The following is a 20,381-nucleotide window of genomic DNA, read 5'->3' as shown; positions in this document are numbered from 1 at the left end:
CCCGGATCTCGGGGTCGTGCCTGTCGTCCGGAAGGAGATCCACCGCCCGGTCCCCGGCCATGGGTCAGAGGTCGAGCAGATGGATACGGCGGCGGGACGAGGTCGGTGTGCCGAGGGTGATCGCGGGGCGGGTGCGTGTGGGGGTGCCGGGGACGGCGCGCTCAAGGTGGACGCGGCCGCCGAGTTCGACCAGGCCGTCCGGTGCGGGGGCGGTGAGGATCTGGGAGCCGCGGCCCTGGGCGATGTTGAGGGAGCGGTCGAGGCGGTCGGTGAGCAGCAGCGCCGCCGAGCCGGTGGCCTCGACCTCGTCGACGCCGTCGCCACGGCCCGGGAAGCCGCGGGCGCGGACGCGTCCGGCGGCCTCGTCCTCCCAGGCCCAGGCGTAGACCCACTCGCCGGGCGGCGGTACGGGCAGGTCGTCCACTTCCTCCGGCGAGTCGTACTGCCGCAGGGTGCGGTGCGGGGCCCAGGCGGGGCTGGCCTCCAGCCACGTGAACTCGCCGTCGAGGCGCACGCCCACGACCCCCGCCGGGGTGATCAGTTCGGGGGCGTCCAGCAGCCAGGCGGTGCCCATGCAGGGGGAGCCGGCGAAGGGCAGCCGTCCGTCCGCCGAGCGGATGTCGATGATGCCCCGCTCGGGGTCGTCCACGAACACGGTCTCGGCGAAGCCCGATCGCCGGGCGAACGCGACGCGGTCCTGGTCGTCGGTGACGGTGCTTCCGTCACGCACCACGGCCAGCCGGTCGCCGTGGCCGCCGTCGGGTCCGCAGAAGACCCGCACTATGTCGTAGCCGGTCATGGGTGCAGCCTGCCTCATGACTGCGTGACGGGGGAGAGGGGAACCGAGGTGCCCAGCGCGGCGCTCTGGAGCGTGGTAATGCGCTCGATGAGGATGCCCAGCAGCACGGCCGCGGCGATCATGAGCGCTTCCGCGACCGCCAGGGCGGACCGCGAGCCCGGGGCGGCTTGGGTGGCCAGCGAGAGGACGATTCCGTGCCCGATCCAGGCCGCCCACCAGAGGTTCACCAGCGTCGAGTCGCGTTTCGGGTTCCATGACGGGGAACTCGCACGTCCGATGTCGAGGACGAACCGCCGGGGCACGAAGAGGTTCACCACCGGGACGAACCACGCCCCGATCAGCCAGCCTCCGCCCGGGAGTGGTGCCTGCGGGGACAGCGCCAGGGCATTGCGCCGGGACCGGGCGAGCCACACGAGGAAGAGGACGACGGTCAGTGTCATCAGGTACACGAAGACCTGGGAGACCAGGCCGGAGGTGTGCCGCGTCGCATCGGTCGGATGCAGGCGGCGGTCCTGGAGGGCCACCGCCCGGAACACGTCCAGGACGGCGGCCGCGGCTATGGCCGCCTGCGCGCAGCGGGCGGGCAGCAAAGGGGATTTGGGGGGCTTGCTGGACATCGTGGATGGCCTGTCTCGGGTCGTGCGCGGCTCCGGTGGACACGGGAGCGGAGTGATCATAGGGGTTGAGGGCCGCACATGTGTACGGGTTGCGGGCCCTCATCCGCGGGGCTGTACGTCCCCCACCACGTGGGCGAGCGTGCCGGCCGGGGCGGCGCGTTCGTCGGGGGGCATGCCCGGGTGGTGTCCCGCCGGAACGGGCCGGCCCGCGGGCGCGGAGTCGGCGAGGGAGAGGCGCGAGACGATGCGGTAGCGGTCGCCGCGGTAGAGGGAGTGCACGTACTCCACGGGGCGGCCGGCGGCGTCACTGGTGAGGCGGTCGAAGAGGAGCGCGGGGGAGAGCACCGGCACGTGCAGCAGCCGGGCCTCCTCCTCGTTGGCGACGGTGGGTTCGATGGACTGGACGGCCTCGTGCACGTGGACGCCGTGCCGCTCGCGCAGGTACGCGTAGAAGTCCCCGGACACCATGTCGGCGGCGCGCAGCCCCGGTACCAGGTCGGCCGGTACGTGCAGGTACTCGACGGCCATCGGCTCGCCGTCGACGAGGCGGAGGCGGGCGATGTAGACGATCTCGGCGGCGGGCGACACGCGGAGCTTGCGGCCGACGCGGGCGCCGGCCCGTACCGTGGCGAACTCCAGGACGCGGCTGAGCCAGTGGCCGGAGGCCTGCGGCAGGCTGAAGGCGTTCTCCCCCTGGGCGAGTTCCTGGGTGATCTTCGCGGGGGCGACGAACATGCCGCTCCCGTGGCGCCGGACGAGCAGGCCGGTGGTGACCAGTTCGTCGACGGCCGAGCGCACGGTGGGGCGGGAGACGTCGAGCCGCTCGCACAGGGCGCGCTCCGAGGGGATCGGGGTGCCCGGTGCCTGGGACTCGACGAGTTCCAGGAGGTGGTCGCGGACCCGTTCCCGTTTCAGCGGTGACCGCGGTGCCTCACCCGTCATGCGCCCGCCCTTCTCTATGGCCGTGCAATGCCGTGTGCCCGAGGCTATCCAGTTGCTGACCAGTTCTCCAGCCTTCCGCTGTCGCTTGGGCCGCCGACGTCTCGAATTCCCTTCCTGTTACGGGGCTTGACCCCTCATCTGGTCTATGCCACCTTCCCTTACCAGTGGAAGACCAGTTGCCAAGTGGTAAGCCCTCCCCCACGCGCTCCACCCGACTGGAAGGGGTCCCCATGTCAGGACCGTTCCGCACCACCGCCCGGGTCCGCACCGCCGTGGCCGCCTGCGCGACGGCGGGTCTCGCCTGCGCCGGGCTCGTCGCGCTGCCCGCTTCCGCCGCGGCGGCCACGCTCACCGCGCAGTACCGGACGAGCGCGTCCGGGGCCACCGCGGACCAGACCGAGCCCTGGTTGGAGATCACCAACCGGGGCACCTCGTCCGTCCCGCTCGGCGAGGTGACCCTGCGCTACTACTTCAAGGCCGACAGCCCCACCACCGCGTACCGCTTCGCGTGCTCCTGGGCGGTCAAGGGGTGCGCCAACATCACCGGTACCTTCGGCACCCTCGCCAACCCCACCGCCACCGCCGACCGTTACCTGGAGATCGGCTTCACCTCCGGCGCGGGATCGCTCGCCCCCGGGCAGAACACCGGCGACATGCAGCTGCGCTTCTACCGCGCGGACTGGCAGCGCCTGACCCAGTCCGACGACTACTCGTTCAACGGCTCCCAGACGTCGTACGCGGACTGGGACAAGGTCACCGTGCAGCGCGGCGGCTCGGTCGTCTGGGGCACCGCGCCCGCCGGCAACGACCCCACGACGCCGCCCACGGATCCGCCGACCACGCCGCCCACCGACCCCAACGCACCCGCGCTCTTCGACGACTTCAGCTACACCTCGAGCAGCGACCCCGCGCTGCAGAGCCACGGCTGGACCGTGAAGTCGGGGCAGGGCGGTCCCGGCGTGCCGGGCGCCACCTGGTCCCCGCAGGACGTCACCTTCGTGGCGGGCACCGGAAGCAACAAGGTCATGAACCTGCGCCTCACCACCGACGGCACCGCCGCCGGCACCAAGGAGAGCGAGATCCAGACCAGCGCCCGCAAGTTCCGCAACGGCACCTACGCCGCCCGGGTGCGCTTCGACGACACCCCGACCGGCGGCCCCGACGGGGACCACGTCGTGCAGACCTTCTTCGCCTTCACGCCGCTCAACGCCCCGATGGACCCGAACTACAGCGAGCAGGACTTCGAGTACCTGCCCAACGGCGGCTGGGGCGAGCCGAGCAACATCATGTACACGACGTCCTGGGAGACCTACAACCCGGACCCGTGGAACGCCGTCAACACCCACTCGGAGAACCGCCAGAGCTACGACGGCTGGCACGACCTGCAGTTCACCATCGACAACAACGCCATCACCTACTACATCGACGGCCAGGTCTTCGGCACCCACGGCGAGCCCTACCTGCCCGAGACCGGCCAGTGGATCGACTTCAACCACTGGCTCATCGACCTCGCCGGCCAGACGGGCAGCACCTCGCGCTCCTACGACCAGCAGGTGGACTACGTCTACTTCGTCAAGGACCAGGTGCTGACCCCGGCCCAGGTCGCCGCGAAGGTGGCCGCCTACCGCACCGCGGGCACCGTCTTCACCGACACCGTCCCGGGCAGCTGACCGGGCCCCGTGCCGCCGCCCACCGCCACAGGGGCGCGGTGGGCGGCGGCACGGACCCGCCCCTACGGAAGCGACCGGCAGTACAGCGCGTCCGGCGTGCGGGAGGAACCGAAGCGGCCGGTGTAGGCGATGCCCGCCGCGTACTCGTCCTCCGCGCACTGGCCCTTGTAGCTGCCGTGACCGAAGTCCCCGCCGGCACCCGACGCGGGACGGTTGTCGCCCCGGTCGAACCACACGGTGCGCCCGCCGCCGCCCAGGGCCGTGCCCGCGGTGGCGCACAGCGCGCTGGAGACGGCGGCGCCGCGGACGGCGTAGCCGACGAGGAACGAACCGGCCGGGCACTGCAGCTTGGTGTAGCCCGACGCCCAGTCCCCGCCCGACGGGACGTACCGCTCGTCCGTGACGACCTGGTACGCGCCCGAGGACGCCCACAGGTCCCCGGCTCCGGTGTCGGTGCACAGGCCGCGGTTGCCGGTGTGGGCCAGTCCGATCAGCCGCTGCCCGTCCGGGCACGCCGCCTTGCGTGCGCCGGGGTCCCAGTCGGGACGGGCCCGCATGCGCAGGCTCTGCACGAAGTCGCCGTGGTCCGGGCTGAGCATCGACCAGCGGTCGGCGGGGGCCACGTACCCGGTGCGGCCGGGGCTGCCGACGAGCCGGGACCAGGCGGAGGCCCGCCAGTCGTCGCCGTCGTACAGGCCCATCCGGTGGCCGGCGGCGTCCCAGTGCAGGAGCGCCCAGCCGTTGCCGTGGCGGTTCTCGTGCCAGCCCACCAGCGGCCAGTAGGCGAAGTCGGCGTCGGTCTGGATCAGGAAGTCGGTGAAGTTGGCGAACCATGCGCGGGACTTCTCGTTGGTCTCGTCCCGGCCACCGACGCCGAACTCGCTGATCCACAGCGGTGCCGTGTAGTGCCGGCCGGTGTCCGACGACACATAGAAGGCCTGCCGGCGCAGCTCCGCGAACAGCTCGTCGCGCCCGAGGTCGCTGTAGCGCGGGTCGTGGGTCTCGCCGATGCCGGTGGCGCCGCTGTGGCGGGGGCCGGTGTAGCCGTAGAAGTGCGCGGAGTACACCAGCTTCCCGGACCGGACGAGGGTGTGGGACAGCCGCTGGACGGGCTCGAGGGTGGGGCGGTCGTGGGGGAGGCCGTCGACGGGCAGGCCCGTCCAGTTGATGCCCTCGACGATGACCAGCAGGTCGGGGTTGGCCTCCTGGAGGATGCGGTCGCCCAGGTGCTGCGAGGCGGCGAACCAGTCGTGGTCGTCCCCGAGGCCCCAGTTGGGGTCGTCCCAGACCGAACGGCGCACCTCGTTGTACAGGTCGGCGCCGACGACGCGCTTGTTGTCGCGGTAGCGGCGGACCATGGACAGCCAGTCGTCCTCCCAGGTGCCGGTGGACTGCGAGGCGTTCCAGCGCTCGTTGCCGTCCACGCCGCAGCACCAGCGGGTGGTGTTGGTGTGGTTGTTGAGGATGACGGCGAAGCCCGCGTCAGTGAGGGCGGCGACCACGGCGTCGTACACCTGCAGCGGTGTCCTGCCGCGCAGTTGGGGGTTGGCGGCGACGGCCGCGTCGGTGACGGGGACGGTGTCGTGGATCATCTCGCCGGAGAACGGCAGCCGGACGCTGTTGATGCCGAGTTCGGCGAAGCCGGAGAGGATCTCGGCGATCGGCGCCCGGTCGAGGCCGAGCGGCATGCGGCCGGAGTCCTCGCCCGCGTGGTGGTTCGCGGGGTCGGCCGGATCGCCCGAGCCGTTCCAGGTGCCGCTGGCGCCGTGCCAGTTGCCGGACGTGAGCTTGAAGCGGTTGCCTTCGGCGTCGACGACGTAACGCCCGCGGGTGCTGAGCGGCGGGGTCCAGGACGCGGCGAGTGCGGTGGCCGGCGCCGCGGGGGCGGCGGGGGCCGAGGGCTCCGGGTCCCGCGCGAGCGCGGTCGTGGGGGTGAGCAGGCCGATGAGGGTGACGAGCGCGGCGGCCACGGCCGTGAGGGGCCGGCGCGGTAACGTCGCGGCCACGGCTACGGCACCACGGTGTAGGTGTTGAGCTGGTCGACCGCGCTCTTCGGCGAGCCGAGGTCGTAGCGGTCGACGGCCACGTACGTCGGCTTCTTGCGGGCCGCGGGCTCGCAGAAGTTCTGGGTGCGGTTGAGCAGCTTGCCGTTGTCGGTGGACGCGGTGCCGGCGATGGTCGTGTCCCGGAAGTGGTTCATGACGAACAGCGGCCGGAAACCGGGCTCCTCGCGGGTGAGCGGGACGTTGACCCCGGCGCCGTACCAGCGGCTGTAGCAGGACCAGTCGGAGGTGCTCGCGCCGGAGCCCATCGACCAGTAGTTCTCCACGGTCCACTCCTGCTGGTACTGCACGCCGAAGCTGTCGCGCTTGAGGCCGGTGTCGGAGCCGCGGGTCCGGTCGGTGAAGATCATCAGCTGCTTGTCGCGCGCGGCCAGGTCGGCCATGGTGGGCCAGCCGTGCTCCCGTACGCCGTCCTGGTCGGGGCGGTACAGGACGTCGTACAGACCGTTCACCCGGGAGAGCTCGGAGCGCAGCACCTCGGGGGAGACGTAGTCCTCCAGGAAGACGGTGACGAACTGCCCCGGGTGCTGCCGGAGGAAGTCGACCATCCGCTGCAGGTCCACCCAGAGGGCGACGGGACGGCTGACCAGCGTGCAGCTGTTGTGGCAGAGGATCGCGCCGTCCGGGGTCTGGTGGATGTCCATCATGAAGCCGCGGACGCCGTCGTCGAGTTGCTGCGAGATGCCGCGCGACTGGTTGGGGAAGAGGTTCACGAAGGGCGGGGCGAAGCCGCCGTCGACGCCGTTGGCGTAGGCGTTGTGCGCGGTCAGGAAGGTGACCTGGTCAAGGGTGCGCTGGTCGGCGGGCGGCATGGCGGCCCGGGGGAGCGGGGTGGGTGTGAGGTACCACCGGGACAGCGGGCCCGCGGCGCCCACGCGCGGCCGCTCGGGGTACACGCCCCCGCCCGGCGCCTCGCCCAGGGTGAGGCGGTCGGATGTGCCGGGCACGGTGAGGGCGTAGGTACCGTCGCCGGCCGCCGTGATCTCCCAGGCCGCGCTCGCGCCGCCGCACGCCACGATCGCCGCGTCGGAGCCGGAACGCCCGAGGCAGTGGCTCGCGTCGTCGGTGCTGCGCAGTTCCTGCCCTCCGGACACGGCGACCGCCGTCCACTGCTGCCGGTCCTCGTTGCCCTTGGGCCGGTGCAGCGCCACGGTGCCGCCGCTGTCGGAGGCGTTGAGGCCGTTCACGGCGCTCTGTACGGAGAGGGTGCCGCCGGGGGCGGCAGCGACGGCGGCCCCGGCGGGCGCAGGCGCGCCGGCCGCCGGTGGCAGCCCGGGAACGGTCACCGCGAGGACCGCGGCCGCCACCGCGCCTGCGCGGGGCAGGGAGACGAAGCGAGCGCTTCGAGAGGTAGTCATGCGCATGACATACCACCGGTAACGCTTGCCATGTAAGGGCGTGTCGGGCCGGGGGCGCCGGTTCCGGACGGGGATGCGGGCGCCGTCGACGGCGCCCGCCTTCACGTCGTGCGGACCGGCGCGTCATCCGGCCCCCGGTGCCGCCCGGACCGGATCAAGCTTCGACGACGCCGGGTCCGACCCAGGCTTCGGTGGCGGCTCCGGGGCCGACCCATGCCTTGACGACGCCGGGGCCGACCCAGGCCTGGGTGGCGGCTCCGGGGCCGACCCATGCCTTGACGACGCCGGGGCCGACCCAGGCCTGGGTGGCGGCTCCGGGGCCCACCCAGGCCTGGGCGACGCCGGGTCCGACCCAGGCTTCGGTCGAGGCCTGGGACTGCGGGCCGGTGGCGGTGACGACCCCCGCGGCGATCAGCAGAGAGGCGGCGGAGAGTGCCAGAGCGGTGGCGGCGCGGCGGATCATCGTAGGTTCCCCCTTGGTCCCAGGTGTCGTTACCGACCGTGCTCACGAGGCTACGGCGATGCTCCTGGGCGGGGGATGAGCACGCGTGCTCATTTCCGCGCGGCGGATCTACTCAGTGCGGGCGGCCCGAATGCCTCTTGCGGAACCCGATCTGACGCGCACGTGCTGCTGCGGCGGTCGGGGACCGCCGCAGCAGCACGCGTTCGACGGGGGGCGGCGTCACCGCCCGGCCGTCAGTGCAGTTGACCGTCGGGTGAGACCGACTGCGTCCTCGCCGGTTCGGGTTCGGGTTCGGCGGGGGGTGCCGCGGGGGTGTTGGCCCACGCGGCTTCGGCAGCCGCCGCCCAGGCGGGGTCGGCCCAGGACGTGTCGGCCCGCTCGTCGGGTTCGAGGACGTCCTCGCCGTACAGGTCCTGCAGCCAGTTGCTCTGGTAGATCGTGTCGAGGTAGCGCTCGCCGAGGTCCGGCGCGATCGCCACCGAGGTGAGGCCGGGGGCGCCGTTCTTCTCGAGCCAGCTCATCGCGCCGCTGACCACGGTGCCCGTCGAGCCGCCGAACAGGAAGCCGCGGCGGGCCAGCCGGTGGCAGGCGCGGATGGTGTCCGCCTCCTCGACCAGGACGACCTCGTCGACGAAGGACTCGTCGAGCAGCGGCGGGTGGACGCTCATGCCCAGCCCGGGGATCATCCGCCGGCCCGGGGCCCCGCCGAACGTCACGGAGCCGACGCTGTCCACCGCGACGACCTTCACCGGCCGGGACCACTCACGGAACCAGCGGGCGCAGCCCATCAGCGTTCCCGTGGTGCCGGCCCCGACGAACACGACGTCGACCTCGGGGAACTGCCGTGCGATCTCCGGAGCGGTCGTCCGGTAGTGCGCCCTCCAGTTGCCCGGGTTGGTGTACTGGCTGAGCCACACGTACCGGTCGTCCGAGGCGCACAGCGCGCGGACGAAGTCCAGCCGCGCGCCGAGGTAGCCGCCGTGGGCGTCGGGGCCCGAGATGATGTGCACCTGGCTGCCCAGGGCCTTCATCAGGAGCCGGGTCGACAGGTTGCACCGTGCGTCGGTGACGCACAGGAACCGGTAGCCCTTGCTGGCGGCGATCATGCTCAGGGCCACGCCCAGGTTGCCGGACGAGGACTCGACCAGGATCGACTCCGGAGTCAGGATCCCCTCCCGCTCGGCGGTCTCCACCATCTCGGTCGCGGCTTTGAGCTTGATCGAACCGGCGAAGTTGAAGCCCTCGCACTTCAGGAAGAGCGGTTGCCCGAAGATCGACTCGAGGTCGACGAAGAGCTCTTCCTCGTTGAAGGCCTGGGGAACGGATATGACTGTCACGATGGCCTCCTCATCTGCAGCGCCTCTCCCGTCGAGACGGGGGAGCAGCGCGTCAGCGGCCGCTGTGTCCTGCACTGATGAGCTTGCGTGGCTGGACCGTTGGTCTTTCCCGGAGGTGCGTCCGCATGCGGCTCCTTGTCGTCCGTCGCCGTGGTGCCCGCCCCTCCGTCGGGGGCCCGGGCCCAGGTCCGGGGGCCTGGGGCCGTGGGGGCGGGGTCGCGGCCGTTCATCCGTACCGGCGCAGTTCGTGGAAGAAGTCGTCGACGACGCGCAGCTCGCCGGAACGCGCCACCTCGTCGTAGACGTACTTGCCGACCGCGAGGTCGAGGACCCCGAGGCCGAAGGGCGAGAACACCACGGGCCGGTCCTCGCGGAGCGCCACCCGCCCGGCGATCACGTCGTCCAGCGTGCCGGCCAGGAAGTCCCGGTTGCCCGTGCGCTGCTCCGCCAGGTGCGGCGACGTGTCCGCCTTCAGGCAGTGCTCGACGTCGTCGACCACGTTGGTCGAGCCGAGCACGATCTCCGGCGTGAGGTCGCGCAGCGACATGTGCAGCACGAGCGGCTTGTGCCCGAACCAGGTCATGTCCCGTACGTGGGGCTCACCGGCGACGGTGGCGAAGACCACCAGGTCGCTCGAGCGGATGAGCTGCTCGGGGTCCTCGTGCAGGGTGATGCGTCCCGGGGCGCCCGTTTGCTCGACGTAGCCGCGGAAGCCCTTGGCGCTCTCGGTGGACAGGTCGTGCACGCCGATCTCGTCGAAGTGCCATCCGGTGCCCACCAGGTAGGTGTGGATGTAGCGGGCGATCAGTCCCGTCCCGAAGAATCCGACGCGCTTCGGGCGCCGGTCGGGGCGGCTCAGCCGGTCGGCGGCCAGGGCCGCCATCGCCGCCGTCCTGGTGGCGCTGATGATGGAGCTCTCCAGGCACGCGATGGGGTAGCCGGTGTCGTGGTCGTTGAGGATCAGCACCGCCGAGGCGCGGGGGATACCCGCCGCCACGTTCTCCGGGAAGCTGGAGATCCACTTCAGGCCGTCCACGCGCACGTCGCCGCCGATCGAGGCGGGCAGGGCGATGATCCGGGCCGTGGGGCGGTCGGGGAACCGCAGGAAGTACGACGGCGGGTTCACCGAGTCACCGGCGGAGTGCAGCCGGTAGGTGGTCTCCACGAGCTCCGTGATCTGCTTCTCGCGCCCGTGCAGCGCGCGCTGGACCTGGACACCGGGGACCACCGCGAACGGCGGTACGGTGAGCGGCCCGGAGGGCGTGGAACCCTGTGCGGTGGAGCGGTTGCTGGTCATGCGGTGGTCACCTCGACGGTCGGGGAGCAGTCGGCCAGGCGCACCGCGTCGGCCATGCCGACCAGCACTTCACGGGGGCCCTCGTAGGCCTCGCGGCTGTGCGCGGTGCGGATGTTGTCGACGAGCATCAGGTCGCCCGTCTGCCAGGGCTCGCGGGCGGTGTTCGCTTCGTAGACGGTGTTGAGCAGCTGGACGACGTCCGCGCCGATCGGGTCGCCGTTGCCGAAGCGGGTGTTGAACGGCAGGCCCTCGGCGCCGTACATGTCCACGAGGTACTCGTGCACCTCGGGGTCCATCGTCCATTCGTTGAGGAACGCGATCTGGTTGAACCAGCAGCGCCGGCCCGTGACCGGGTGGCGGACCACGGCACTGCGCCGCTGGCGGGTGCGCAGGGCCCCGTCCGGCTGCCACTCGAAGGCGATGGCGTTGGTGCGGCAGTAGTCCTCGACGGCGGAGCGGTCGTCGGTGCCGAAGGCCTCGGCGACGGTCGCCCCGATCTCGTCGTTGTAGCTGCGGGTGAGCAGCCAGCCCTCGCGCTCGAAGCGCTGGACCAGCTCGGACGGCAGCGCCTCGAGCACGGTCGGCGCGTCGGCCACCGCCGTCGCCCCGCCCTTCTCCGGCGCGGTCAGGCAGGCGAACATCATCATGCCGGGGAACTCGAGCCGGTAGCTGAGCTCGTGATGCATGCACATCGGCTGGTTGGGCGGCCAGTTGGAGGAGGAGTACAGGCCCTCGGCGTAGGTCCGCCGGGACGCGAAGGCCTCCTTCTCTGCGGTCAGCCGGCCGGCCAGTCGCCTGACCACGCCTGCGGCCTTGTCCGCGTCGGTGAGCCCGAGGCCGCGGATCAGGACCGAGCCGTGCTCGGCGACGACCGCGCGCAGCGCGTCGCGGTGCCCGTCGGCCCAGCCCGCCGGGTCCTGGACGGCCCCGGTGCGCAGGATCGGGGGTGAGCCGGGCCGCAGCTCGAGGTCGAGCAGGGACGGAGGGGAAGCTGAGGTCGACAACTGCGTCTCCTCTCGGTTGCCGTTCATGGGGAGGCCAGGAGTTCGGCGGCGCGCAGGACCGCCTGCGCCACCTCGTCCGGGCAGGTGCGGGGGAAGTGGTGACCGCCGCGGGCGAGCTCGTACAGGTCGACGTGCTCGGCCAGCAGCTGCCACTCGCGGTACCGGCGGGAGTGGTCCGCCGTGTACGGGTCGTCGGCGGCGACGACCACGGTGACCGGCGTGGACAGCCGCACCGGCGGTGCGGAGTCCAACGCGTCGGCGAAGTATCGGTGGGCCGCCACGCAGTCGTGGCGGTAGGCGGCGGCCACGTGCCCGGCACGGGCCCTGTCCAGCTCGGCGAGCTGTCCGTAACCGCCGTCGCCGCTCAGTTCCGCGGCGATGTCGGCGTCGCTGCGGCCGGTCAGCGCGTCGGCGGCGGCACGCCGCCCGGCGGAGTCGCCGAGCAGCTGCGCGCCGAGGAACACGCGCTGGACCTCCACGCCCCGCTCCCGCAGCCGCCGGGCGGTCTCCACCGCGAGGGCGGTGCCCGAGGAGTGGCCCCAGAGCAGGATCCGGGACAGTCCGCGGCCGGCGATCTCCTCGACCACCGCGTCGACCACCTGCGCCAGCGGCGCGAAGTCCTTGTCGCGGGCGGCAGGGTCGTGGCCGGGCAGCTCGACGGCGTAGACCGCGCAGCCGGCGGGCCGCAGGGCCGCGGCCAGCGGCCGGAAGTTCACCGCGTTGCCACCGGCGTACGGGAAGCACACCAGGGCGCCGTGCGGCTCGCCGTCCGGCTCCGACAGGGCCTGCAGCAGTCCGGGCCGGCGCGTCGTCCGGCCGTCGACCACCTCGGCGAGGTCGGCGAGGACCGGGTGCGCGGTGACGTCCTTGAGGGAGATCGCGCGGTCCAGCAGGATCGCCAGCCGTACGGCGGACAGGGAGGTGCCGCCGCGGTCGAAGAAGTGGTCCTGGCGCCCGATCCGCTCCTGCGGGACGCCGAGCACCGTCGCCCACGCCCTCGCCAGGCGCAGTTCGGCGGGGGTGCCGGGGGCCTGCAGGTCCGCCTCGGCGGAGTCCCGCTCGGAGGTCTCCTCCGCGGCGAGCGCCGTCAGGGCCTTGCGGTCGATCTTGCTGTTCGCGGTCAGCGGCAGGCTCTCCTTCCAGTGGAAGGCCGCGGGCACCATGTAGGCGGGCAGGGAGGCCGCCAGGTGCTCGCGCAGCACGTCCGCCTCCACGGGCGCGGGGCCCGAGTAGAAGGCGACCAGCTGGCTGCCGTCGTCGCTGACCACGACCGCGCCGTCGCGCACCCCCGGCGCACGGACCAGGGTGTTCTCGATCTCGCCGATCTCGATGCGGAAACCGCGGATCTTGACCTGGTGGTCCTTGCGGCCGAGGAACTCCAGCGTGCCGTCCGGGTGCCAGCGACCGTAGTCGCCGCCGCGGTACAGCCGCTCACCGGCGTGGTGGGGGTCGGTGAGGTACGCCTGCCGGGTGCGCTCGGGGTCGTTGATGTAGCCGCGGCCCACGCAGACCCCGGAGAAGACGACCAGACCGGGCGCGCCCAGCGGCACCGGGGACAGGTGCTCGTCGACGACGTACACCCGCACGTTGTTGACGGGCCGGCCCAGCGGCACCCAGTCGGTGTCCGGGACCCGGTCCATCACCGCGTGGTTGGTGTCGTCGCTGGTCTCGGTCAGCCCGTAGGCGTTGACCAGCTTCACGCCGGGCCGCACGGCGAACCAGCGCCCGATGAGGTCCTTCTTGAGGGCCTCGCCGGTCACCGACACGCAGCGCAGGTCCGGCAGTTCGCGCGGCTGCCGCTCCAGGGCGGACAGGACGACGTCCAGGTAGGAGGGGACGAGCTGGAGGACGTTCACCCGGCCCTCGACGACCTTGTCGAGGAAGCGGTCGGCGTCCAGGATCGTCTCCTGCTCCACCAGCAGGGTGCGTCCGCCGACGAGGAGCGCGGAGACCAGCTGCCACAGCGAGATGTCGAAGCACTGCGGGGCGGTCTGCGCCACCACGTGGCCCTCGCCGATGCCGAGGTCGTCGATCTTGGCGTAGAGGTGGTTGAGGAACCCGGCGTGCTCGCACATGGCGCCCTTGGGCTCCCCGGTCGAGCCGGAGGTGAAGTAGATGTACGCCAGCTGGTCGCGGGCGACCGCCACGCGGGGGTCCTCGCTCGGGTGGTCCTCGGCGTAGGCGTCCTCGACCTGAAGCCGCTGCACCTCGGGGAGCGCGGACAGGGCCTCGTCCAGCGTGGCGGTGCTGCCGCGCTCGGTCAGCGCCAGGCGGCACTCGGCCCGGGCCAGGGTGTTCCTGATCCGCCCGGCCGGGAAGTGCGGCTCGATCGGCAGGTAGGCGCCGCCGGCCTTGAAGACCGCCAGCACGGCCGCCAGCCAGTCCAGGTTCCGCTCGGTGACCACCGCGACCACGCCCTCGCGCTCCAGACCACGGGCCAGGAGGGCGTGCGCCAGGCGGTTCGCGCGGGCGTTGAGGTCGCCGTAGGTCCACTGGCGGTCCCCGTGGACGGCCGCGACCGCCTCCGGGTGCGCCCGGACCCGCTCCTCGAACAGCTCGTGCATCCGCCGGTCCGGCAGCTTCCTGCGCGGTCCGGCCATCCCGGTGAGCTGCAGCCGGTTCTCCTCCGCCGACAGCAGGCTCTTGCGGGTGTGCTCGGCGTCCAGGTCGGCGGCGATCCGCGCCAGGGCGGCCACGTGGTAGCCGGCGACGCGGGCCGCGGCGTCCTCGTCCATGACATCGTTGGCGTAGCGCAGCCGCAGCGAGAGCCGGCCGTCGCGGTCCGAGGCTCCGACCCAGAGCACGGTGCCGGGGGTGAGCTCGACACCACCGCCGGACAGGTCGAAGACCGTCTCGAACAGCGGCTCGGCCAGGTCGAGCTCCTTGCGGAGCGCGTCGACCGGGAAGTCCTGGAAGGCCAGCAGCTGCGACTCGGCACCGTGCGCGTCCAGCAGCAGGGACCGCCACGAGCCGGGACCCGCCGACAGCCGGCACGGCAGCACCGCGCCGCCCGCGGCGACGTAACCGGTCACGACGTCGGCCTCGCCGGCGAGCGCTGCCAGCACCTTGGCGTGCGCGGCCAGCAGCACCGAGCCCACCGGGACGGCGACCTCCTCCGCCACACGGCGCACGGACGCCGTGAGGCCGTCGGGGACCGCCACCACGTGCTCGGCGGCGCCGGTGGCCGGTTCGGGAGTCCAGCGGGGGATCGCGGTGAACCCGCCCTTGACGAGCACTCCGCGCCAGAACTCCCGTCCGGCGTGCGCTGCCATGTCCATCGACCTGCCTCCACTCGCGGTTCCCACGGGACTACACACCGCTGATCAGCGCGGTGGCGCGATCGCCGCCGCTGTTCGGGGTCTTCGGGTTCTCGGGCATCTCCCGGGCGGGGTTGCCGCCCCACCGGGCGAGCGCGGGCAGTTCCTCGCCCTTCATCACGAAGGAGTCCGGGGCGATCACGGCGCCGTCGCCGACGGTCACCCCGTAGTGGACGAGGGCGCCGACGCCGAGGGTGCAGCCGGCACCCAGCGTGCTGTGGTCGGACTTGAAGGCGCCGTCCTCCTGGGAGTGGCTCTGGATGACGGTGCCCGCGTTGAGGGTGCAGTCGTCGCCGATGGCCGCCAGGGAGCGCTCCGGGAGGAAGAGGCCGTCGTCGAAGACCCGGCGCCCGATCCGCACGCCGAGCAGACGCCAGACGACGTTCTTGAACGGGGTGCCGTTGAGTACGTTCAGGTACTCCGTCGCCGCCGTCACCTTCCAGTAGCGTTCGTGCCGCCAGAAGTCGAGGTCGTAGATCGAGCAGTACAGCGGCCGCAGCCCGCGGAACCTGGTGACGATGCGCTCGCCGAGCACGATGTAGGTGACGGTGACCACCAGGACCACGATGTTCGCGACCGCGACCGCGGCGGCGCCGTACGTGGGGTAGAGGTCGGCGGCTACGGACGCGGTCAGCGCCACCAGGAAGAGCAGCAGCCACTGCAGCAGCAGGTGGAGCACCGCGGTGCCGGTGTTGTGCTTGTTCTTGTCCGACAGCAGGCGGTGGAACGCGTCGCCGTCCTTCAGGTGGTCGAATTTGCTGTCGCGGTCCACCGTGCGGGGAATCTCGAAGCTGGGCGAGCCCAGCAGTCCGACGTTCTCCCGGACGGGCCCCTCGACGGGGACCATGACCTTGGTCGCCAGCAGGCAGTTCTCGCCGGTCCTGCCCTGGGGCGGATAGGCGATGTGGTTGCCCAGGAAATTGTGTGGGCCGATCGCCGTACGGGTGACGCGGAAAGAGGTGCTGGAGTAGTCCGCATTCATGATGGACAGTCCGTCGGCGACCATGGTGCCGCTGCCGACCTTGCTCAGGTACGGATTCTCGTGCTTCACCTCGGTACCGAAATTCGAGCCGGTCTGTTCCACCGGCGACAGGTCGTACCCGATGGCGCGCAGGTAGTGCACGACGGCGGAACTGTCGCCGAAGAGGACGCGGAAGAACTTCCGGTTGGTGAGGAAGCCGATGGTGCGGTGGAGCCCGTAGCGGAACCCGTAGAGCGGGTGGACCGTGTCGGGCTTCACGAGCGGGTGCAGCAGCCGCGGCACGGTGACCACGACGAGGAGGCCCAGCAGCAGCGCCCCGCAGAAGAGGACGAAGGAGGCGGCCAGGGCGTCGGCGTAGAAGGTCCACGTCGTCAGGGCCACCGGGCCCGGCTCCAGCAGGAGGGCCAGGCGCGGGACCACCGCGAGGAGGATCGCCACCCCGCCGACCGCGACCGGGATCCAGGCGGCCAGGAGGATCAGCAACTGCGTCAGGCAGTAGGTGACACGGCGGCTCCTGCCGCACTCCACCGGCGCGACCACGCGGTAGTCCGCGGCGCCCGGCTGGGCCGGGGAGCCGTGCCAGCGCTCGCCGGCGGGGACCGCCTGGCCGCTGTGGAGCGAGGAGGCGTGGCCGAGTTGGGCGCCGTCGCCCATGGAGGTGCCGATGTCGAGCACGGTCACCTCGCCGATCAGCACTTCCTTGCCGAGGGTGACCGGACCGGTCTGGATCACCCCCGAGTGTCCCCGGTAGCAGGAGAAGTACGAGTCCTTGCGGATCACCGTGCCGTCGCCGATGGTCAGCAGGTCGGCGCAGACCGGGACGTGCTTGGAGAAGATCGCCACCCCGCGGCCTATTCGCGCGCCCAGCGCCCGCAGGTACAGCACGTACAGCGGTGAACCGACGAACAGCACCATGGGGTTCGCCCGGATCAGGGTCCGCACGCACCAGAACCGGAAGTACGCCAGGCTCCAGATGCGGATCTCCTGCGGCTTCCACCGTCCGACCAGGAGCCACTTGCCCGCGACCGGCAGGACGCAGACGCCCGCGAAGGCCGCGCCGCCGAACTCCACGGACCGCAGGTAGGTGTCGAAGGGGCTCGTGCCGGCGGATATCCACTCCGCCCCACGTGTCACGACGAGCGCGGCGAGGTACGAGTAGCCCAGGAAGAACAGTGCCTGCAGCACGCCGCAGAACACGTAGCGCGGCGTGCCCTTCGCCGCCGTCACCTGGATCGGCTCCGGGAGCGGCACGTCGGCGAGTGCCTGGGTGGCGGGGGTCTGGGCGCCGACCGGCGGGGCGTCCGCCAGGGCCGTCGCGAGACTTCTGATCGTCGGGTACCGGTAGATGTCCTTCATCGACACGGACGGCAGGTCCTGGTGCTTGCGCACGCGGGCGCAGAAATGTGCCATCACCAGGGAGTCGGCACCCATTTCCGTGAAGAAATGGCTGTCGACCGACACCCGGTCCGTGTGCACGATGCCCGCCAGGATGTCGGCGAGGATCCTTTCCGTGCCGTCGGCCGGGGCGGTGTAGGGGTGCCCGGTGGTTGAAGATTCATCGGGATCCGAAGCGGGATCCGACGCCAGGACCTCTGCAGATTTTTCCACGATGTGAGCTCCTTGAGGAAAAGTCGACCACGGGCGGCCGGTAAAGCCGGTACCCGGTGTCCCTCTTGCCCCGGCTATGGGCCGGAGCGAGTAATCCGGAAGCCATGCGGTCGTGAGCTCTTCTCTCGCCATACAACCATATGTCGCTCCTCGTAGTCTCCGCCGTCCTCGTTCGGACTGCCACTCGAAGATGATCGAAGTGGTATGTCGCGACCCTGGACTGCGCAAATGCTCGGGAAGTCGCGATGAATCGACGAGTACCGTTCCCGAAAGGCGGAAAAACCACCGATTCGCAAGGTTGCGGGAAAGTCGCGGAGATGCGATAAGCGCTACCGAGAGTGGTCGTCCCAGTCAAGAGAGTTAAAAGGCGACGGCCATGTGCTGAGGCCTCGTCATATGGCTGAGCCCGCCCGCGCACAGGCTGCGCGGGCGGGCTCGGTGGTCGCAGGGGTCACGGGCAGTCGTACGAGAAACCCGTCGTGACGGCGCGGTGGCCGGGAGTGGTGATGCGCAGTTCCGCCTGCGCCCGGTACGTGCCGTGACCGCGGAAGGTCCACAGCAGATGCAGCCGCGCCTCGTGGCGGCCGCGGGGAACCTCTTCGTACAGCACGTCGGAGGAGGTGCCGTCGTTGCGTAGCCAGCGGTAACTGATCGTGCCCGGGTGGCCGTTGGTCGTGACGACGGCGACGAGGTCGACGGTCGTGTCGCACGCGGGTGCCGACGGGTAAGCGGTCACCGTCACCCGCTTCACCTCGAGGCCCGGACCGAAGCGCTGCCAGGCCAGGAAGACGAGCACCGCCACCAGCACCGCTCCGGCCAGTGCGTACCGCCGCGGCCACCTGCGACGATGCGGTCCGGGCGGCGGAAGCGGGATGATCCGGCCCCGCCACACCTCGGCGGCGACGTTGGCCCGGGCCGCCGCGGCGGGCGTGACGCCGGGCCCGAACCGCATGACCTCGCCCTCGACCCGGTCCGGCAGGACGACGGTGGGGCCGGCCTTCACCGTCGGCACCGCCCCCTCGGCGCTGACCACGGGCTCGAGCCGGGCCGTCGGCAGTGTCGACGGCGCCCAGTGCTCGGCGAGGACGGTCGCGCTGTACTCGGGATCGGCGTCCTGCGGCGTCGCGCCGTGCGGCCTCGCGTCCTGAGGGGTCGCGTCGTTCGGCGCCGCGTCCGCGGGGCCGAGACGGAAGGTGCGCCCGGTGTCCTCCGGGGGGAGGTCGCGTGACCCGTTCACGTGATCACGCAACCACGGGTGAGGATCTGCTGGAACGACTGCCCGTTGGCCGCCGTCGGGTCGGTGGTGGCGACCGCGCCGAACCAACAGCCGCTGCCCCGCGGGAACGTGTGGTCGGCGGTGAAGGAGTACGAGGTGGAACCGCTGCGGGTGAAGGTCTGTGCGCCGTCGGCGGTGCCGGGCTCTCCCTTCGCGTCGCTTGTGTACCAGGTCACCGTGACGGTCACGGAGCGTGCATCACTGGTGCGCAGCCGGATCGTGGCCGAGGCACTGAATACACCCGTCTGGGCGAGCGAGGTGACCGAGACGTCGCTCACGCTCACCGGGGGTGTCGTCGACGCCGAGGGCGACACCGTCGGCGTGGCCGTCACGGACGCGGAAGCCGTGGCCGAGGCCGTCGTGGTCGGCGTCGGTGCGGTCGGCGTGGTGACGGCGGTCGCCCCGGTGGAGGCCGAGGCGCTCTCCGAGGTGGAGGGCGACGGGCTCGGGGAGTCGGGCGAGGGACTGCCCGGTGGAGCCGTCGTCCCCGGCGCTTCGGAGGTGCCGCGCGGGGTCGCTCTCGTTGTTTCCCCTGTCCAGTTGGCGGTCGTCTGGCGCGGGCCCTCACCCGAGGCCACCGCGGCGAAGGTCAGCAGTCCGGCGATGATCACACCGCCCGCCGCGGCGAGCATGCCCTGACGTTTCAGGCGTCGTGCACCGCCGCCGACCACCGTCGTGGCCAGGTCGACCGTCCCCGGCCCGGGTCCCGTCGACGGCAAGAGCAGCGGCAACAGCGCCGCGAGCGCGGCGAGCCTGCGCTGCCCTCGCTCCTCCCAGTCGTTCCCGTAGGCCGCTCCCGCGATCACCTCCAGTTCCGCCACGAACGCCTCGGCGTCCGCCGGACGCTGCGCCGGGTCCTTCGCCATCCCGCGCAGGACCAGTCCACGCACGGACTCCGGTGCCCGCTCGACCGGTACCGGCGCTTCGATGTGCTGCACGGCCAGCTCGGCGAAGTTCTCACCGTGGAACGGCTTGCGGCCGGTCAGGCACTCGTAGAACGTCGCGGTCGCCGCGTACACGTCGGTCGCGGGCGATGCCGGGCGCCCGTTCCACTGCTCGGGGGCCATGTAGGCGGGCGTCCCCGCCACGGCCCCCTTGGTTCCGGTGCGCAGGGCGATACCGAAGTCGACCAGCTTCGACGTTCCGTCCGCCGCGACGAGGACGTTCTCCGGTTTGTAGTCGCGGTGCACCACACCCTTGCGATGGGCGGCGGCGAGGCCGAGCAACGACCCCTTGAGCACCACCAGGGCTGCTTCGGGCCCGGTGGCTCCTTCCTGGCGGAGTAACGCCCTCAGTGCCAGGCCGTCGACCAGCTCCATGACGATGGCTGCGCCTGCGGGGCCCTCCACGTACTCGTACAGACTGGCGACATATGGGGTGTGGAGACCTCCCAGCAGCTGGGCCTCGGCTCGGAACTCCTGCAGGAACTCCGGGTCGCCCCGCAGTTCGTCGCTCAGGTACTTGATCGCGACGGGCGTTGACGTGGCGTCATGGGACGCGAGCACCACGCGACCGCTGCCGCCCGAGCCCAGTTCTCTGGCCTCGGTGTACCCCGGAGCCCTCCAGCCGCTCATTCACTTGTCCCCCCTGCATGTGGCGCGGCGCCGGCGACCGCGTCGACTTTTCCTCAACAGACACGATTCCTCGG

General features: G+C 71.7%; 14 protein-coding genes. 1 reads left to right on the top strand and 13 read right to left on the bottom strand.

Annotated features, from left to right (window positions below):
* Positions 1 to 64: 64 nt before the first annotated feature.
* From AC1VWI_RS04330 to AC1VWI_RS04320, 3 genes are all read right to left on the bottom strand, one after another.
* The gene (locus AC1VWI_RS04330) at positions 65 to 799 is read right to left on the bottom strand and encodes a PhzF family phenazine biosynthesis protein (RefSeq protein ID WP_499509569.1); all 735 of its coding nucleotides are present in this window, start codon (positions 797 to 799) and stop codon (positions 65 to 67) included.
* A 14-nt stretch (positions 800 to 813) separates the two neighbouring features.
* A complete protein-coding gene (locus tag AC1VWI_RS04325) occupies positions 814 to 1,416 on the bottom strand; it encodes a DUF4328 domain-containing protein (protein WP_499509568.1) in 603 nt (200 codons plus the stop codon).
* 99 nt (positions 1,417 to 1,515) lie between these two features.
* Positions 1,516 to 2,358 (bottom strand): GntR family transcriptional regulator, encoded by an 843-nt coding sequence (locus tag AC1VWI_RS04320; RefSeq protein WP_499509567.1) that lies wholly within the window; start codon positions 2,356 to 2,358, stop codon positions 1,516 to 1,518.
* 230 nt (positions 2,359 to 2,588) lie between these two features.
* On the opposite strand from AC1VWI_RS04320, the gene AC1VWI_RS04315 reads away from it, so the two are divergent.
* Positions 2,589 to 4,028, top strand: a complete 1,440-nt coding sequence (locus tag AC1VWI_RS04315) for a cellulose binding domain-containing protein (RefSeq protein ID WP_499509566.1) — start codon at positions 2,589 to 2,591, stop codon at positions 4,026 to 4,028.
* 62 nt (positions 4,029 to 4,090) lie between these two features.
* Here AC1VWI_RS04315 and AC1VWI_RS04310 read toward each other — a convergent pair whose 3' ends face one another.
* The 10 genes from AC1VWI_RS04310 to AC1VWI_RS04265 all read right to left on the bottom strand — a co-directional run bounded on the left by AC1VWI_RS04310 (position 4,091) and on the right by AC1VWI_RS04265 (position 20,307).
* Entirely contained in the window at positions 4,091 to 6,034 is a 1,944-nt protein-coding gene (locus tag AC1VWI_RS04310) for a glycoside hydrolase family 5 protein (protein ID WP_499509565.1), read from the bottom strand.
* Positions 6,035 to 6,036: 2 nt separating this feature from the next.
* Positions 6,037 to 7,449 (bottom strand): phosphoinositide-specific phospholipase C-related protein, encoded by a 1,413-nt coding sequence (locus tag AC1VWI_RS04305; RefSeq protein ID WP_499509564.1) that lies wholly within the window; start codon positions 7,447 to 7,449, stop codon positions 6,037 to 6,039.
* Between the two features lie 154 nt (positions 7,450 to 7,603).
* Positions 7,604 to 7,912, bottom strand: coding sequence for a hypothetical protein (locus AC1VWI_RS04300; protein WP_499509563.1), 309 nt, complete (start codon positions 7,910 to 7,912; stop codon positions 7,604 to 7,606).
* Between the two features lie 233 nt (positions 7,913 to 8,145).
* Positions 8,146 to 9,249, bottom strand: coding sequence for a 2,3-diaminopropionate biosynthesis protein SbnA (gene sbnA, locus AC1VWI_RS04295; RefSeq protein ID WP_499509562.1), 1,104 nt, complete (start codon positions 9,247 to 9,249; stop codon positions 8,146 to 8,148).
* Positions 9,250 to 9,475: 226 nt separating this feature from the next.
* Positions 9,476 to 10,546 carry a 2,3-diaminopropionate biosynthesis protein SbnB gene (gene sbnB, locus AC1VWI_RS04290; RefSeq protein WP_499509561.1) on the bottom strand — a complete coding sequence of 357 codons (1,071 nt, stop codon included), beginning with the start codon at positions 10,544 to 10,546 and terminating at the stop codon, positions 9,476 to 9,478.
* The gene (locus AC1VWI_RS04285) at positions 10,543 to 11,577 is read right to left on the bottom strand and encodes a TauD/TfdA family dioxygenase (protein ID WP_499509560.1); all 1,035 of its coding nucleotides are present in this window, start codon (positions 11,575 to 11,577) and stop codon (positions 10,543 to 10,545) included. Before AC1VWI_RS04285 ends, sbnB begins: the two co-directional genes overlap by 4 nt.
* The gene (locus AC1VWI_RS04280) at positions 11,574 to 14,828 is read right to left on the bottom strand and encodes a non-ribosomal peptide synthetase (RefSeq protein ID WP_499509559.1); all 3,255 of its coding nucleotides are present in this window, start codon (positions 14,826 to 14,828) and stop codon (positions 11,574 to 11,576) included. The genes AC1VWI_RS04285 and AC1VWI_RS04280 overlap by 4 nt, the downstream gene beginning before the upstream one ends.
* A 31-nt stretch (positions 14,829 to 14,859) precedes the next feature.
* A complete protein-coding gene (locus AC1VWI_RS04275) occupies positions 14,860 to 17,460 on the bottom strand; it encodes a Pls/PosA family non-ribosomal peptide synthetase (protein WP_499516715.1) in 2,601 nt (866 codons plus the stop codon).
* 448 nt (positions 17,461 to 17,908) lie between these two features.
* Positions 17,909 to 18,694 (bottom strand): hypothetical protein, encoded by a 786-nt coding sequence (locus AC1VWI_RS04270; RefSeq protein WP_499509558.1) that lies wholly within the window; start codon positions 18,692 to 18,694, stop codon positions 17,909 to 17,911.
* Positions 18,691 to 20,307: a serine/threonine-protein kinase gene (locus AC1VWI_RS04265; protein ID WP_499509557.1), complete on the bottom strand. Its 1,617-nt coding sequence runs from the start codon at positions 20,305 to 20,307 to the stop codon at positions 18,691 to 18,693. The genes AC1VWI_RS04270 and AC1VWI_RS04265 overlap by 4 nt, the downstream gene beginning before the upstream one ends.
* Positions 20,308 to 20,381: the final 74 nt, after the last annotated feature.

The organism is Streptomyces sp. TOM-9 (assembly GCF_056858595.1).
This window is presented reverse-complemented; position numbering and strand designations above follow the sequence as displayed.